This window comes from Escherichia sp. E2748 (assembly GCF_005781125.1).
GTDB lineage: Bacteria > Pseudomonadota > Gammaproteobacteria > Enterobacterales > Enterobacteriaceae > Escherichia.
Map to the genome: position 1 here is coordinate 1 of NZ_VATP01000020.1, position 17,280 is coordinate 17,280.

General features: G+C 53.5%; 12 protein-coding genes. 6 read left to right on the forward strand and 6 right to left on the reverse strand.

Going from position 1 to position 17,280, the window contains the following annotated elements; all coding sequences use genetic code 11:
• Positions 1-139: 139 nt before the first annotated feature.
• Complete coding sequence (locus FEK42_RS16255) at positions 140-583, reverse strand: acetyltransferase (RefSeq protein ID WP_135408613.1); 444 nt, start codon at positions 581-583, stop codon at positions 140-142.
• Between the two features lie 156 nt (positions 584-739).
• Here FEK42_RS16255 and metA point away from each other — a divergent pair, with 156 nt between their 5' ends.
• The 4 genes from metA to aceK all read left to right on the forward strand — a co-directional run bounded on the left by metA (position 740) and on the right by aceK (position 6,721).
• Positions 740-1,669 (forward strand): homoserine O-succinyltransferase, encoded by a 930-nt coding sequence (gene metA, locus FEK42_RS16260; protein WP_130205743.1) that lies wholly within the window; start codon positions 740-742, stop codon positions 1,667-1,669.
• Positions 1,670-1,937: 268 nt separating this feature from the next.
• Positions 1,938-3,539: a malate synthase A gene (aceB, locus tag FEK42_RS16265; protein ID WP_138211891.1), complete on the forward strand. Its 1,602-nt coding sequence runs from the start codon at positions 1,938-1,940 to the stop codon at positions 3,537-3,539.
• Between the two features lie 29 nt (positions 3,540-3,568).
• The gene (gene aceA / locus FEK42_RS16270; protein ID WP_000857847.1) at positions 3,569-4,873 is read left to right on the forward strand and encodes an isocitrate lyase; all 1,305 of its coding nucleotides are present in this window, start codon (positions 3,569-3,571) and stop codon (positions 4,871-4,873) included.
• Between the two features lie 123 nt (positions 4,874-4,996).
• Positions 4,997-6,721 (forward strand): bifunctional isocitrate dehydrogenase kinase/phosphatase, encoded by a 1,725-nt coding sequence (gene aceK, locus FEK42_RS16275; protein WP_135493237.1) that lies wholly within the window; start codon positions 4,997-4,999, stop codon positions 6,719-6,721.
• A gap of 15 nt (positions 6,722-6,736) precedes the next feature.
• Here aceK and iclR read toward each other — a convergent pair whose 3' ends face one another.
• The gene (iclR, locus tag FEK42_RS16280; protein WP_000226403.1) at positions 6,737-7,561 is read right to left on the reverse strand and encodes a glyoxylate bypass operon transcriptional repressor IclR; all 825 of its coding nucleotides are present in this window, start codon (positions 7,559-7,561) and stop codon (positions 6,737-6,739) included.
• Between the two features lie 199 nt (positions 7,562-7,760).
• Here iclR and metH point away from each other — a divergent pair, with 199 nt between their 5' ends.
• Together metH and FEK42_RS16290 are read left to right on the forward strand one after the other, a co-directional pair.
• Complete coding sequence (metH, locus tag FEK42_RS16285) at positions 7,761-11,444, forward strand: methionine synthase (protein ID WP_135493239.1); 3,684 nt, start codon at positions 7,761-7,763, stop codon at positions 11,442-11,444.
• A gap of 219 nt (positions 11,445-11,663) precedes the next feature.
• Positions 11,664-13,295: a Na/Pi cotransporter family protein gene (locus tag FEK42_RS16290; RefSeq protein ID WP_130205749.1), complete on the forward strand. Its 1,632-nt coding sequence runs from the start codon at positions 11,664-11,666 to the stop codon at positions 13,293-13,295.
• A gap of 76 nt (positions 13,296-13,371) precedes the next feature.
• Here FEK42_RS16290 and pepE read toward each other — a convergent pair whose 3' ends face one another.
• The 4 genes from pepE to FEK42_RS16310 all read right to left on the reverse strand — a co-directional run bounded on the left by pepE (position 13,372) and on the right by FEK42_RS16310 (position 17,277).
• The gene (pepE, locus tag FEK42_RS16295) at positions 13,372-14,061 is read right to left on the reverse strand and encodes a dipeptidase PepE (protein ID WP_130261152.1); all 690 of its coding nucleotides are present in this window, start codon (positions 14,059-14,061) and stop codon (positions 13,372-13,374) included.
• Positions 14,062-14,366: 305 nt separating this feature from the next.
• Complete coding sequence (locus tag FEK42_RS16300; protein WP_135493240.1) at positions 14,367-15,179, reverse strand: shikimate 5-dehydrogenase; 813 nt, start codon at positions 15,177-15,179, stop codon at positions 14,367-14,369.
• Positions 15,172-16,401 (reverse strand): L-sorbose 1-phosphate reductase, encoded by a 1,230-nt coding sequence (sorE, locus tag FEK42_RS16305; protein WP_135493241.1) that lies wholly within the window; start codon positions 16,399-16,401, stop codon positions 15,172-15,174. Before sorE ends, FEK42_RS16300 begins: the two co-directional genes overlap by 8 nt.
• A 51-nt stretch (positions 16,402-16,452) precedes the next feature.
• Positions 16,453-17,277: a PTS system mannose/fructose/sorbose family transporter subunit IID gene (locus FEK42_RS16310; protein ID WP_135405629.1), complete on the reverse strand. Its 825-nt coding sequence runs from the start codon at positions 17,275-17,277 to the stop codon at positions 16,453-16,455.
• Positions 17,278-17,280 lie beyond the last annotated feature (3 nt).

Here is a 17,280-nt window from a genome sequence, read left to right on the forward strand (position 1 = left end):
GGAACTGCCAGGCATCAAATAAAGCGAAAGGCCATCCGTCAGGATGGCCTTTTTGCGTTGATGCAGAAAAAAAAGCCGGATGCGGCGCTGGTGCGTCTTATTCGTCCTCCGCAGGGTTACGGTAGGGGGCAACAGCGCATTATTCCCTCACATACGCCAGATTCAGCAACGGATACGGTTTCCCCAAATCGTCCACCTCAGAGCGCCCTGTAACCTTAAAGCCCATCTTCTTATAGAACCCAACCGCCTGCTCATTTTGCTCATTAACGTTGGTTGTCAGTTCCGGTGCCATCGAGAGCGCATGCTCCACCAGCATCCGACCCACGCCGCAGCCGCGCACATCAGGATCGATAAACAGCGCATCCATATGCTGCCCACTTAATAACATAAACCCAACCGGCTGATCCCGCTCATTAACCGCGACCCACAACGGTGCTTCCGGCAGAAAGGAACGCACCAGCTCTTCCAATTCGGCCCTATACTCTGCTGATAAAAAATCGTGGGTGGCATCGACAGAACGACACCAAATCGCAACGAGTTCCTCCCCTTCCTCATGCCGTGAGCGGCGAATACTAATAACCATTTTCTCTCCTTTTAGTCATTCTTATATTCTAACGTAGCCTTTTCCTTGAAACTTTCTCACCTTCAACATGCAGGCTCGACATTGGTAAATTTTCTGGTTATCTTCAGCTATCTGGATGTCTAAACGTATAAGCGTATGTAGTGAGGTAATCAGGTTATGCCGATTCGTGTGCCGGACGAGCTACCCGCCGTCAATTTCTTGCGTGAAGAAAACGTTTTTGTGATGACAACTTCTCGCGCGTCTGGTCAGGAAATTCGTCCGCTAAAGGTGCTTATCCTTAACCTGATGCCGAAGAAGATCGAAACTGAAAATCAGTTCTTACGCCTGCTTTCAAACTCACCTTTGCAGGTCGATATTCAGCTGTTGCGCATCGATTCCCGTGAATCGCGCAACACGCCCGCAGAGCATCTAAACAACTTCTATTGCAACTTTGAAGATATTCAGGAACAGAACTTTGACGGTCTGATAGTCACCGGTGCGCCGCTGGGTCTGGTGGAGTTTAATGATGTCGCTTACTGGCCGCAGATCAAACAGGTGCTGGAGTGGTCGAAAGATCACGTCACCTCGACGCTGTTTGTCTGCTGGGCTGTACAGGCCGCGCTCAATATCCTCTACGGCATTCCTAAGCAAACCCGCACCGACAAACTCTCTGGCGTTTACGAGCATCATATTCTCCATCCTCATGCGCTTCTGACGCGTGGCTTTGATGATTCATTTCTGGCACCACATTCGCGCTATGCTGACTTTCCGGCAGCGTTGATTCGTGATTATACCGATCTGGAAATTCTGGCGGAGACAGAAGAAGGGGATGCATATCTGTTTGCCAGTAAAGATAAGCGCATTGCCTTTGTGACGGGCCATCCCGAATATGATGCGCAAACGCTGGCGCAGGAATATTTCCGCGATGTGGAAGCCGGACTAAACCCGGATGTACCGTATAATTATTTCCCGCACAACGATCCGCAAAACAAACCGCGAGCGAGCTGGCGCAGTCATGGCAATTTGCTGTTTACCAACTGGCTCAACTATTACGTCTACCAGATCACGCCATACGATCTACGCCGTATGAATCCTACACTGGATTAATCTTCTGTGGCAGTCGATCGTTAAGCGATTCAGCACTTTACCTCAGGCACCTTCGGGTGCCTTTTTTATTTCCGAAACACACCTCAGCAGGTGAATAAATTTTATTCATATTGTTATCAATAAGTTATCATATATTTTTATTTAAAATGGAAATTGTTTTTGATTTTGCATTTTAAATGAGTAGTCTTAGTTGTGCTGAACGAAAAGCACACAACGATCCTTCGTTCACAGTGGGGAAGTTTTCGGATCCATGACGAGGAGCTGCACGATGACTGAACAGGCAACAACAACCGATGAACTGGCTTTCACAAGGCCGTATGGCGAGCAGGAGAAGCAAGTTCTCACTGCCGAGGCGGTAGAATTTCTGACTGAGCTGGTGACGCATTTTACGCCACAACGCAATAAACTTCTGGCAGCGCGCATTCAGCAGCAGCGGGATATCGATAACGGAACGTTGCCTGATTTTATTTCGGAAACAGCTTCCATTCGCGATACAGGCTGGAAAATTCGTGGTATTCCTGCGGACTTACAAGATCGTCGAGTCGAGATAACTGGCCCGGTTGAGCGCAAGATGGTGATCAACGCACTCAACGCGAATGTGAAAGTGTTTATGGCCGATTTCGAAGATTCACTGGCACCAGACTGGAACAAAGTGATCGATGGGCAAATTAACCTGCGCGATGCGGTTAACGGCACCATCAGTTACACCAATGAAGCAGGCAAAATCTATCAGCTCAAGCCAAATCCCGCGGTGTTGATTTGTCGGGTACGCGGCCTGCATTTGCCGGAAAAACATGTCACCTGGCGCGGCGAAGCGATTCCTGGCAGCCTGTTTGATTTTGCGCTCTATTTCTTTCACAACTACCAGGCACTGTTGGCAAAAGGCAGCGGCCCCTATTTCTATCTGCCGAAAACCCAGTCCTGGCAGGAAGCGGCCTGGTGGAGCGAAGTCTTCAGCTATGCAGAAGATCGCTTTAATCTGCCGCGCGGCACTATCAAGGCGACGTTGCTGATTGAAACGCTGCCTGCCGTGTTCCAGATGGACGAAATCCTTCACGCGCTGCGTGACCATATTGTTGGTCTGAACTGCGGTCGCTGGGATTACATCTTCAGCTATATCAAAACGTTGAAAAACTATCCCGATCGCGTCCTGCCAGACAGACAGGCAGTGACGATGGATAAACCCTTCCTGAATGCTTACTCACGCCTGTTGATTAAAACCTGCCATAAACGCGGTGCTTTTGCGATGGGCGGCATGGCGGCGTTTATTCCGAGCAAAGATGAAGAGCTCAATAACCAGGTGCTCAACAAAGTAAAAGCGGATAAATCGCTGGAGGCCAATAACGGTCACGATGGTACATGGATCGCTCACCCAGGCCTTGCGGATACGGCAATGGCGGTATTCAACGACATTCTCGGCTCCCGCAAAAACCAGCTTGACGTAATGCGCGAACAAGACGCGCCGATTACTGCCGATCAGCTGCTGGCACCTTGTGATGGTGAACGCACCGAAGAAGGTATGCGCGCCAACATTCGCGTGGCTGTGCAGTACATCGAAGCATGGATCTCCGGCAACGGCTGCGTGCCGATTTATGGCCTGATGGAAGATGCGGCGACGGCTGAAATTTCCCGTACCTCGATCTGGCAGTGGATCCATCATCAAAAAACGTTGAGCAATGGCAAACCGGTGACCAAAGCCTTGTTCCGCCAGATGCTGGGCGAAGAGATGAAAGTCATTGCCAGCGAACTGGGCGAAGAGCGTTTCTCCCAGGGGCGTTTCGACGATGCCGCACGCCTGATGGAACAGATCACCACTTCTGATGAGTTAATTGATTTCCTGACCCTGCCAGGCTACCGCCTGTTAGCGTAAACCACCACATAACTATGGAGCATCTGCACATGAAAACCCGTACACAACAAATTGAAGAATTACAGAAAGAGTGGACTCAACCGCGTTGGGAAGGCATTACTCGCCCATACAGCGCGGAAGATGTGGTGAAATTACGCGGTTCAGTCAATCCTGAATGCACGCTGGCGCAACTGGGCGCGGCGAAAATGTGGCGTCTGCTGCATGGCGAGTCGAAAAAAGGCTACATCAACAGCCTCGGTGCACTGACTGGCGGTCAGGCGCTGCAACAGGCGAAAGCGGGCATTGAAGCGGTCTACCTGTCTGGCTGGCAGGTTGCGGCAGACGCTAACCTGGCGGCCAGCATGTATCCGGATCAGTCGCTCTATCCGGCGAACTCGGTTCCTGCCGTAGTGGAGCGGATCAACAATACTTTCCGCCGTGCGGATCAGATCCAGTGGTCCGCGGGCATTGAGCCGGGCGATCCGCGCTATGTCGATTACTTCCTGCCGATCGTTGCTGATGCGGAAGCCGGTTTTGGCGGTGTCCTGAATGCCTTTGAACTGATGAAAGCGATGATTGAAGCCGGTGCAGCGGCAGTTCACTTCGAAGATCAGCTGGCGTCCGTGAAAAAATGCGGTCATATGGGCGGCAAAGTTTTGGTGCCAACTCAGGAAGCTATTCAGAAACTGGTCGCGGCGCGTCTGGCAGCTGACGTGACGGGCGTTCCAACCCTGCTGGTTGCACGTACCGATGCCGATGCGGCGGATTTGATCACCTCCGATTGCGACCCGTATGATAGCGAATTTATTACCGGCGAGCGTACCAACGAAGGTTTCTTCCGTACTCACGCAGGCATTGAACAAGCGATCAGCCGCGGCCTGGCGTATGCGCCGTATGCTGACCTGGTATGGTGTGAAACCTCCACGCCGGATCTGGAACTGGCGCGTCGCTTTGCGGAAGCCATCCACGCGAAATATCCGGGCAAACTGCTGGCTTATAACTGCTCGCCGTCGTTCAACTGGCAGAAAAACCTCGACGACAAAACTATTGCCAGCTTCCAGCAGCAGCTGTCGGATATGGGTTACAAGTTCCAGTTCATCACCCTGGCAGGCATCCACAGCATGTGGTTCAACATGTTCGACCTGGCAAACGCCTATGCCCAGGGCGAGGGTATGAAGCACTATGTTGAAAAAGTGCAGCAACCGGAATTCGCCGCCGCGAAAGATGGCTACACCTTTGTTTCTCACCAGCAGGAAGTGGGGACAGGTTATTTCGATAAAGTGACGACCATTATTCAGGGCGGCACGTCGTCAGTTACCGCGCTGACCGGCTCCACCGAAGAATCGCAGTTCTAACAACCGATAAACGTTGCTAACTGTAGGCCGGATAAGGCGTTCACGCCGCATCCGGCAATCAACGCCTGGTGCGACGCTTGCGCGTCTTATCCGGCAATTCTCTGCTCCCGACGAGGACAACAAATGCCGCGTGGCCTGGAATTACTGATTGCACAAACCATTTTGCAAGGTTTCGACGCTCAGTATGGTCGATTCCTCGAAGTGACTTCCGGGGCGCAGCAGCGTTTCGAGCAAGCCGACTGGCACGCTGTCCAGCAGGCGATGAAAAACCGTATCCATCTTTATGATCATCACGTTGGTCTGGTGGTGGAACAGCTGCGCTGTATCACTAACGGCCAAAGCACGGACGCGGAATTTTTACTGCGCGTCAAAGAGCATTACACCCGGCTGTTGCCGGATTACCCGCGCTTCGAGATTGCGGAGAGCTTTTTTAACTCCGTGTACTGTCGGTTATTTGACCACCGCTCGCTGACTCCCGAGCGGCTTTTTATCTTTAGCTCCCAGCCAGAGCGCCGCTTTCGTACCATTCCGCGCCCGCTGGCAAAAGACTTTTATCCCGATCACGGCTGGGAATCGCTACTAATGCGTGTCCTCAGCGACCTGCCGCTGCGTCTGCGCTGGCAGAATAAAAGCCGTGACATTCATTACATCATTCGCCATCTGACGGAAACGCTGGGGACAGAAAACCTCGCGGAAAGCCATTTACAGGTGGCGAACGAACTGTTTTACCGCAATAAAGCCGCCTGGCTGGTGGGCAAACTGATCACGCCTTCCGGCACGTTGCCCTTTTTGCTGCCTATCCACCAGGCGGACGACGGCGAGCTGTTTATTGATACCTGCCTGACGACCACCGCCGAAGCGAGCATTGTCTTTGGCTTCGCGCGTTCCTATTTTATGGTTTACGCGTCGCTACCTGCCGCACTGGTCGAGTGGTTACGGGAAATTCTGCCAGGTAAAACCACCGCTGAATTGTATATGGCTATCGGCTGCCAGAAGCACGCCAAAACCGAAAGCTACCGCGAATATCTCGTTTATCTACAGGGCTGTAATGAGCAGTTCATTGAAGCGCCGGGCATTCGTGGAATGGTGATGCTGGTGTTCACGCTGCCGGGATTTGATCGGGTATTCAAAGTGATTAAAGACAAGTTCGCGCCGCAGAAAGAGATGTCTGCGGCTCACGTTCGCGCCTGCTATCAGTTGGTTAAAGAGCACGATCGCGTAGGTCGAATGGCGGATACCCAGGAGTTTGAAAACTTTGTGCTGGAGAAACGGCAAATCGCACCGGCATTAATGGAATTACTGCTCCAGGAAGCGCCGGAAAAAATCACCGATCTCGGCGAACAGATTGTGATTCGCCATCTCTACATCGAACGGCGGATGGTGCCGCTCAATATCTGGCTGGAACAGGTTGAGGGCCAACAGCTGCGCGACGCTATTGAAGAGTACGGCAACGCTATTCGCCAGCTTGCCGCCGCCAATATTTTCCCTGGCGACATGCTATTTAAAAACTTTGGTGTCACTCGTCACGGGCGCGTGGTGTTTTATGATTACGATGAAATTTGCTACATGACGGAAGTGAATTTCCGCGACATCCCACCGCCGCGCTACCCGGAGGACGAACTTGCCAGTGAGCCGTGGTACAGCGTCTCGCCGGGCGATGTTTTCCCGGAAGAGTTCCGTCACTGGCTATGCGCCGACTCACGCATTGGGCCACTGTTTGAAGAGATGCACGCCGACCTGTTCCGCGCTGATTACTGGCGCGCGCTACAAAAACGCATCCGTGAAGGGCACGTGGAAGATGTTTATGCGTATCGGCGCAGGCAGCGGTTTAGCGTGCGATTCGTATAAATCAGAGACGAAAAATCACCGCATACCGCCATATGCCAGCGTGACTTCCTTCGCCGCTTTAATCACCATCGCGCCAAACTCGGTCACGCGGTCATCGGTAATACGTGAAATCGGCCCGGAAATCGAAATTGCGGCAAATGGTTCGCGGTGCTCATCGAAAATACACGCCGCGAGGCAACGAAGCCCCAACGCATGTTCTTCATCGTCAAATGAATAGCCACGTTTACGCGTCTGGGCGAGGTCCTCTTTTAGATGCACAGGAGACACCAGCGTCGCGTGGGTATAGGCATGTAAGCCTTTGCGATGCAGCAGTTTCGTCACCTGTTCTTCGCTCAGTTGGGCTAAGAAAGCTTTACCGGCACCAGAGGCATGCATCGGTAACTTACCGCCGATAGGGGCTGACATACGCATCAGATGCGTACACTGCACCTGGTCGATAATAATCGCTTCGTGATCGCTTTGATCCAGCACCGCCATATTGACTGTTTCGCCAGACTCTTCCATCAGATTGCGCAGAATAGGATGGACAATGGCTAACAAATTACGGCTCTGGAGAAAGCTGCTGCCGACCATAAAGGCATGTGCGCCGATCGCCCAGTGACCCAGTTCACCGACCTGACGGACGAACCCCTGCTGTTGCATCGTGGTTAGCAGGCGGTGAGTCGTGGAATTGGGTAATCCGGCTTGCTGTGCCAGTTCCGTAAGTGCCACACTGCCATTGGATTCGGCAATCCACTCCAGTAATTTCAGCCCACGCGTTAAAGACTGAACCTGTCCAGTCGCGGGTGCGGTGGCAACGGCGGGTTTTCTGCCGCGTTTTGCGGGAATGGGTGCGACCATGACAGTCTCCTTTTTCTGTATCGTGGAAATCATTTTCATTTTTATTACGGTGTAATGCAATAGTTGCCACACTGATCCGATGAGTTAATGTTGAACAAATCTCATGTTGCGTGGTGGTCGCTTTTACCACTGATGCGTTTATGCCAGTATGGTCTGTTGAATTTTTTTACAGTCTGGGTTGAGCGTGTCGGGAGCGAGTGTGAGCAGCAAAGTTGAACAACTGCGTGCGCAGTTAAATGAACGTATTCTGGTGCTGGACGGCGGTATGGGCACCATGATCCAGAGTTATCGACTGAACGAGGCAGATTTTCGCGGTGAACGCTTTGCCGACTGGCCGTGCGATCTCAAAGGCAACAACGACCTGCTGGTGCTCAGTAAACCGGAAGTGATCGCCGCCATCCACAACGCTTACTTTGAAGCGGGCGCAGATATCATCGAAACCAACACCTTCAACTCCACGACTATTGCGATGGCGGATTACCAGATGGAATCCCTGTCGGCGGAAATCAACTTTGCGGCGGCGAAACTGGCGCGTGCTTGTGCTGATGAGTGGACCGCGCGCACGCCGGAGAAACCGCGCTACGTTGCTGGTGTTCTCGGCCCAACCAACCGCACGGCGTCTATATCGCCGGACGTAAACGATCCGGCATTCCGCAACATCACTTTTGACCAGCTGGTGGCGGCTTATCGCGAATCCACCAAAGCATTAGTCGAAGGTGGTGCGGATCTGATTCTGATTGAAACCGTCTTCGACACCCTCAACGCCAAAGCGGCGATTTTTGCGGTGAAAACGGAGTTCGAAGCGCTGGGCGTTGAACTGCCGATTATGATCTCCGGCACCATCACCGACGCCTCCGGGCGCACACTCTCCGGGCAGACCACCGAAGCATTTTACAACTCATTGCGCCACGCCGAAGCGCTGACCTTTGGCCTGAACTGTGCGCTGGGACCCGATGAACTGCGCCAGTACGTGCAGGAGCTGTCTCGGATTGCAGAATGCTACGTCACCGCCCACCCGAACGCCGGGCTGCCCAACGCTTTTGGTGAATACGATCTCGATGCCGACACGATGGCAAAACAGATACGTGAATGGGCGGAAGCGGGATTCCTCAATATCGTCGGCGGTTGCTGCGGCACCACGCCACGACATATTGCGGCAATGAGTCGCGCAGTAGAAGGATTAGCGCCGCGCAAACTGCCGGAGATCCCCGTCGCCTGTCGTTTGTCCGGTCTGGAGCCGCTGAACATTGGCGATGACAGCCTGTTTGTTAACGTCGGTGAGCGGACTAACGTCACCGGTTCTGCCAAATTCAAACGCCTGATTAAAGAAGATAAATACAGCGAGGCGCTGGATGTGGCGCGCCAGCAGGTGGAAAACGGCGCGCAGATTATCGATATCAACATGGATGAAGGGATGCTCGACGCCGAAGCGGCGATGGTGCGTTTCCTCAGCCTGATTGCGGGGGAACCGGATATCGCCCGCGTGCCGATTATGATCGACTCCTCAAAATGGGAGGTCATCGAAAAGGGGCTGAAGTGTATTCAGGGCAAAGGCATTGTTAACTCTATCTCAATGAAAGAGGGCGTCGACGCCTTTATCCATCATGCGAAACTGTTGCGTCGTTACGGTGCAGCGGTGGTGGTAATGGCCTTTGACGAACAGGGTCAGGCCGATACCCGCGCACGGAAAATCGAAATTTGCCGTCGGGCGTACAAAATACTCACCGAGGAAGTCGGCTTCCCGGCGGAAGACATCATCTTTGATCCGAACATCTTCGCGGTCGCAACTGGCATTGAAGAGCACAACAACTACGCGCAGGACTTTATCGGCGCGTGTGAAGACATCAAACGCGAACTGCCGCACGCGCTGATTTCCGGCGGCGTCTCTAACGTTTCCTTCTCGTTCCGTGGTAACGATCCGGTGCGCGAAGCTATTCACGCGGTGTTCCTCTACTACGCCATTCGTAACGGTATGGATATGGGGATCGTCAACGCCGGGCAACTGGCGATTTACGACGACCTGCCCGCTGAACTGCGCGACGCGGTGGAAGATGTGATCCTTAACCGTCGCGACGATGGCACCGAGCGTTTACTGGAACTTGCCGAGAAATATCGCGGCAGCAAAACCGACGATACCGCTAACGCCCAGCAGGCGGAGTGGCGCTCGTGGGAAGTGAATAAACGTCTGGAATACTCGCTGGTCAAAGGCATTACCGAGTTTATCGAACAGGACACCGAAGAAGCCCGCCAGCAGGCCGAGCGCCCCATTCAGGTGATTGAAGGCCCGCTGATGGACGGCATGAACGTGGTCGGCGACCTGTTTGGCGAAGGGAAAATGTTCCTGCCGCAGGTGGTGAAATCGGCGCGCGTCATGAAACAGGCGGTGGCGTATCTCGAACCGTTTATCGAAGCCAGCAAAGAGCAGGGCAAAACCAACGGCAAGATGGTGATCGCCACCGTGAAGGGCGATGTGCACGATATCGGTAAAAATATCGTTGGCGTGGTGCTGCAATGCAACAACTATGAAATCGTCGATCTCGGCGTGATGGTGCCTGCGGAAAAAATCCTCCGTACCGCCAGAGAAGTGAATGCCGATTTGATTGGCCTTTCGGGATTGATCACGCCATCGCTGGACGAAATGGTCAACGTGGCGAAAGAGATGGAGCGTCAGGGCTTCACCATTCCGCTACTGATTGGCGGTGCGACCACCTCAAAAGCGCACACGGCGGTGAAAATCGAGCAAAACTACAGCGGCCCGACGGTGTATGTGCAGAACGCCTCGCGCACCGTTGGCGTCGTGGCGGCGCTGCTTTCCGACACTCAGCGTGATGACTTTGTCGCTCGTACCCGCAAAGAGTACGAAACCGTGCGTATTCAGCACGGACGCAAGAAACCGCGCACCCCGCCAGTTACGCTGGAAGCGGCGCGCGATAACGATTTCGCTTTTGACTGGCAGGCTTACACGCCGCCCGTGGCACACCGTCTCGGCGTGCAGGAAGTCGAAGCCAGCATTGAAACGCTGCGTAATTACATCGACTGGACACCGTTCTTTATGACCTGGTCGCTGGCCGGGAAGTATCCGCGCATTCTGGAAGATGAAGTGGTGGGCGAAGAGGCGAAGCGGCTGTTTAAAGACGCCAACGACATGTTGGATAAATTAAGCGCCGAGAAAACGCTCAATCCGCGTGGTGTGGTGGGGCTGTTCCCGGCAAACCGTGTGGGCGATGACATTGAAATCTACCGTGACGAAACGCGTACACATGTGATCAACGTCAGCCACCATCTGCGTCAACAGACCGAAAAAACGGGCTTCGCCAACTACTGTCTCGCTGACTTCGTGGCGCCGAAACTCTCTGGCAAAGCGGATTACATCGGCGCATTTGCCGTAACTGGCGGGCTGGAAGAGGACGCACTGGCTGATGCCTTCGAAGCGCAGCACGATGATTACAACAAAATCATGGTGAAAGCCCTTGCTGACCGTCTGGCGGAAGCCTTTGCGGAATATCTCCATGAGCGCGTGCGTAAAGTTTACTGGGGCTATGCGCCGAACGAGAACCTCAGCAACGAAGAGCTGATCCGCGAAAACTACCAGGGCATCCGTCCGGCACCGGGCTATCCGGCCTGCCCGGAACATACGGAAAAAGCCACCATCTGGGAGCTGCTGGAAGTGGAAAAACACACTGGCATGAAACTCACAGAATCTTTCGCGATGTGGCCCGGTGCATCGGTTTCGGGTTGGTACTTCAGCCATCCGGACAGCAAGTACTATGCCGTGGCGCAGATTCAACGCGATCAGGTCGAAGACTATGCCCGTCGTAAAGGTATGAGCGTTACCGAAGTTGAGCGCTGGCTGGCGCCGAATCTGGGGTATGACGCGGACTGATTCACAAATATGTCACTTTTCCTTACAACAAACAGGGCACTCAATGGGTGCCCTGTCTCTTTATTAATATGAAACACTTATACTGGAATCAGGCTGGAATAATCTTAGCCGGAAAAACGAATGTCAAAAGGCACAGTAAAGATGCCAGCCAGCGTGTTTCCGGTCCTTTGGTCATTCAATTGCTTCAGGAACATATAACGATAAGGAGAACCTGAACTCGTGTTAACGCTGCTTCACCTGCTTTCTGCCGTCGCCCTGTTGGTCTGGGGGACGCATATTGTTCGAACAGGCGTAATGCGCGTCTTCGGCGCACGCCTGCGTACAGTCCTTAGCCGGAGCGTCGAAAAGAAGCCGCTCGCCTTTTGCGCGGGGATCGGCGTTACCGCACTGGTACAGAGTAGTAATGCCACCACCATGCTGGTGACCTCGTTTGTCGCCCAGGATCTGGTTGCTCTCGCGCCCGCGCTGGTGATTGTGCTGGGGGCTGATGTCGGGACGGCGCTAATGGCGCGGGTCCTCACCTTCGATTTATCCTGGTTGTCACCGCTGCTCATTTTTATCGGCGTTATTTTTTTCCTCGGACGCAAACAGTCACGCGCCGGGCAACTGGGCCGCGTCGGTATTGGTCTTGGGCTGATTTTGCTGGCGCTGGAGTTGATTGTGCAGGCCGTAACGCCGATCACCCAGGCAAACGGCGTTCAGGTGATCTTTGCTTCGTTGACTGGCGATATTCTGCTGGATGCGCTGATTGGCGCGATGTTCGCCGTTATCAGCTACTCCAGCCTTGCAGCTGTATTGCTGACCGCTACTTTGACCGCCGCAGGCATTATCTCCTTCCCGGTGGCGCTCTGTCTGGTAATCGGAGCCAACCTCGGTTCCGGCCTGCTGGCGATGCTCAACAATAGTGCCGCCAATGCCGCCGCTCGACGTGTTGCGATGGGTAGCTTGTTGTTTAAGCTGGTGGGGAGCTTGATTATCCTGCCATTTGTCCATGTTCTGGCTGAATCAATGGATAAACTGCCTTTGCCAAAAGCGGAACTGGTTATCTATTTCCACGTCTTCTACAACCTCGTTCGTTGCCTGGTCATGCTGCCGTTTGTCGATCCAATGGCGCGATTTTGCAAAACGATTATTCGCGATGAACCTGAGTTGGATGCCCATCTGAAACCAAAACATCTGGACGTTAGTGCGCTGGATACTCCGACTCTTGCTCTGGCGAATGCCGCCCGTGAAACACTGCGCATCGGTGACGCGATGGAACAGATGATGGAAGGGCTGAATAAAGTGATGCACGGTGAACCGCGTGAAGAGAAGGAGTTGCGCAAGCTGGCGGATGATATCAACGTCCTCTACACCGCGATTAAACTTTATTTGGCGAGGATGCCAAAAGAAGAGCTGGCGGAAGAAGAGTCGCGCCGCTGGGCAGAGATTATCGAAATGGCTCTCAACCTGGAGCAGGCTTCCGATATCGTCGAGCGCATGGGCAGCGAAATTGCTGACAAATCACTGGCAGCACGGCGGGCATTTTCGCTTGATGGGTTGAAGGAACTGGATGCGCTCTATGAGCAATTGCTCAGTAATTTAAAGCTGGCAATGTCGGTGTTCTTCTCTGGCGATGTCACCAGCGCTCGTCGTTTGCGCCGTAGTAAGCATCGCTTTCGCATTCTTAATCGCCGTTATTCCCATGCTCACGTCGATCGCCTGCATCAGCAAAACGTGCAAAGCATTGAAACCAGTTCGCTGCATTTAGGCTTACTGGGCGATATGCAGCGTCTGAACTCGCTGTTTTGTTCGGTGGCTTACAGTGTGCTGGAACAGCCGGATGAAGATGAGGGACGGGACGAGTATTAATATGCCTGATAAGACGCGTCAAGCGTCGCATCAGGCACTATGTACAAGATGCCGGATCATGCATCCGGCAATTCACTTAAAAACGGTGACCCGCTTCCAGCGGCACCGCTTCCTCACCAGCTTTAAATACATAAGTGGTATTCGGGCCGCCCAGCGTAGCGTGACCTTTACTCACCGTGATCCAGTTACCTTCCGGCAGGCCAATAATGGTCAGTTCTGGCGCGACGACCAGCAGTTCGCGAATACGCTGCTCGCGCGTTTCCCCTTTATGGCCTTCCGGCAGCGCGTTGGTGAAGTGCGGGTTGATTTGCAGCGGGAACAGATTCAGCGCATCGAAACCTTGCGGATCGACAATCGGCATATCGTTGGTGGTGCGGATAGTTGGGCAAGCAAGGTTAGCGCCTGCGCTCCAGCCGATATACAGCGCGCCACGTTTTACTACGTCGGCAATGGGTGCCAAAAGCCCGCGCTCGCGGCACTGTTTCAGCAACTGGAAAGTGTTACCGCCGCCGACAATCACGATCTCAGCATTTTCAATCGCGGCAACAGGATCGGCCACGCTATGAATACCGGTGACAGAAACGCCAAGTGGGGCAAGGACCGCAGCCGTTTTGGCCGTATAATCATCCCAGGTTTGCGTTACGCCAGCGAAAGGAATAAACACCGCTGAACGGCGACCTTGCAACTGTTCAGCAATCAACGGCAGCGCATGTTCCAGCCAGGCTTTACCCGGCAGCGTCGAGTTACTCAATAAAAGCAGTTCCATTACTTCTCCGGTTAGTAAGAAAACACGGAAGGAATGCTACCACTGCAAATTTAACCACTTACTGACGTGGCTCACGATGTCACACATTGTACCAGGCGTTCTGAAGACGGTTAGCAAACAAGGCGCTGAGGCTGATGACAAACGTAAGATTGCCTGATGTGCTACGCTTATCAGGCCTACAAGCTAATCGCAATATCTTGAATTTTCGCGATTTTGTAGGCCGAATAAGGTGTTTGCGCCGCATCCGGCATAAACAACGTGCACTTTGCCACCAATCAGAGCGCCCCTTAATGCGCTGATGTTTCTTATCCTTCTCGTGCAAATTGTGCCGCTTCAGTAATCAGCCGCGCATCAGGTCGCACACCGGTATACATCGCGAACTGCTCGACGGCCTGTAAAGCAATCACCTCTGCGCCGCTGATCGTCTGCTTATCAAGCTGCTGCGCCAGACGAATGAGCGGCGTTTCCGGTGGCAATGCCACGACGTCAAAAACGACGCTTGCCGTAGAGATCATTGCCTCGCTGAAGGCCAGCTCATGGCTCTCTTTACCGCCAGCCATGCCAACGGGGGTAACGTTAACCAGAATGTCGCAGTCGATTCCTTCTGGCTGCGGTTGCCACTGGAAGCCATACTGCTTCGCCAGCGCCGGGCCGCTCTCGTGGTTGCGGGCGGCGATAATGACATCGGTAAACCCCGCGTCGCGAAAGGCGGCAATGACCGCTTTGCCCATGCCGCCACTGCCGCGAATCATCACGCGTGCGGCGCTATTGAGCTGGTGGTGAATAATCAGGCTTTTCACCGCAATGTAGTCGGTGTTAAACCCGGTCAGCCTGCCGTCGTCATTCACGATGGTATTCACTGAATCAATGACTTTCGCTGACGGATCGATCGCATCGAGAAAGGGCATACAGCTTTCTTTAAACGGCATCGACACGGCACAGCCGCGAATACCTAATGCGCGAACACCTTTCACCGCCGCCTCAATATCCTGGGTGGTGAACGCTTTGTAGATGAAATTCAGCCCCAGCTTTTCATACAGATAATTGTGAAAACGCGTGCCGAAGTTGCCGGGGCGACCGGCCAGCGACATGCACAGTTGAGTATCGCGATTAATCATGGCTGATTGCCTTTGCATGAGTGAGCAGATATTGCTCCGCCTCACCGGACCATACTCCCTGATGACGCGTCAGAATTGCCGCCAGTGCTTGATCCTGAATCTGCGTGAGTGACGTCAGCGGCAGGTCTTTCCCGGTATACACCATTTTTTTGCCGCCGCCGACGGCAGGCAATTCAAGCGTGGTTTCGCCCGCAGCATTCAGCCCAAGAATATGTGTTACCACTTTTGCGGCCTGCACTTTTTTCTCTTCGATCAGTTTGACCGCCGCACGCATGTCATCGGTATTGCCGCCCGATGTGCCAACGTAATGAGTAAAGGCATAATGCACATCGTAGAAATTAATGGGTGCGCTGAAGTGTTTATCCTGCGGTCCGGCGAAGAAATTCAGACAACCATCTGTCGCCAGCAAGGAAGAGGCGAGAGTCACCAGTCCTTCATTTGGCACAAAGACGAAAATATCATCGAAGCCGTGACCGCCACTCAGTGCCATTAACGTATCAAATGCTGCATCGGCGGCATTGAGATAATGAATCAGTGTTTGCGGTTCTGATGGATAGTGCTGTCGCGCATAACTCAATTTGTTATTGTCGGTATCGGTAATAACGAGTAGCGACGGGTTAACTGGCCCATGCAGCGCATAATCAATCGCTAACAGTCCCATTGGTCCGGTGCCGCCGAGGATCAGTGTGCGCCCTTGCGGGCGAATCCCCATCGTGTGGTTATAACTACCTTCCTGAAGATGATAGTTGGCGTTGAACGCGCCAATCACGCAGGAAAGCGGTTCAACCAGCGAGCCTTCAAAGTAGGTTTCGCCGTCGTATGCCAGCAGGCAATCCTGTTCCATAACCTCATTTGGGATAACCACATGTGTGGCTTCACCACCCACCCACGGGAAAGAGTAACCGGGGCAGTCCGGGCTTTCCGGCAATTGCAGGTTGGCCTGAATCACATAGCGCTGGCCCGGCTGAAATTTGTGCTGCCACTTTTTACCCACGGCCAGAATATCGCCGCAAAATTCATGGCCGATGATGATGGGATTGGTCGCCACATCGTCGGGTACTTTTTTATGGTTTTCACCCAGATTGGCCTCTTTCCAGGAAGAGAGGCACAGGCTGTCGGTGACCACCGTCGCGAGGATTTCATCCTCCTGCATTTCAGGAAGATCAAAGGTTTCCAGGCGTAAATCACGTTTACCATAAAGACGCAGAGCTGTTGTTTTCATAAACCACCTCGTGTTGAACGATGGCCCCGACGGTTGCGCCGGGGCGAAGAATCAGGACAGGAAGCCCAGTGCATTGCCGATAATCCCTAAGCCAAACAGGGCGAAGATCAGCCATACCGGGTTAATTTTTTTGTTGAGCAGACGCACCATCAGCAGCGTCAAACCCAGCGCCAGCAGGCCGGGGCAGAGCTGGTCGAGAATGTTCTGCACGGTCATGGTGACGGTGGAACCGTCTGCGGCAGGCGTTTGCGAGACGACCAGCGGCACGTTGATTGACGTCCATTTGGTGACCAGCACGCCCATCACAAACAGTCCGAGAATCGATGCGCCCTCAGTCAGTTTTTGCAGCACATTCCCGCCCATATCGCTGACGATATTCACGCCTTTACGAAAGCCCAGTTGCAGCCCATACCATTTCATTGCCAGACGTACTGCATTGAAAATAAAGAAGAACAGCAGTGGGCCGAGAATGTTGCCAGAAAGAGCCAGAGATGCGCCGAGCGCGGCGGTAATCGGGCGCAGGGTTCCCCAGACCAGTGGATCGCCAACTCCTGCCAATGGTCCCATCAGACCGACTTTGATGCCGTTAATGGTGCCGTCATCAATTTCTGCACCGTTGGCCCGCGCTTCTTCCATGGCGGCGGTCACGCCGATGACCGGACCACATACGGCTGGCGTGGTATTGAAGAACACCAGGTGTCGCCTGAGCGCCGCAACCTGATCCTCTTTTAATGGGTAGAGTCGCTTGATGGCGGGGATCATGTCGTAACAAAAGCCCAGCCCATGAATGCGTTCAAAGTTGAAGGACGCCTGTTGCAGGTTGGAGCGCAGAAACATGCTCACCAGATCGCTGCGTGTAATTTTTCTCTGTTCCATGAT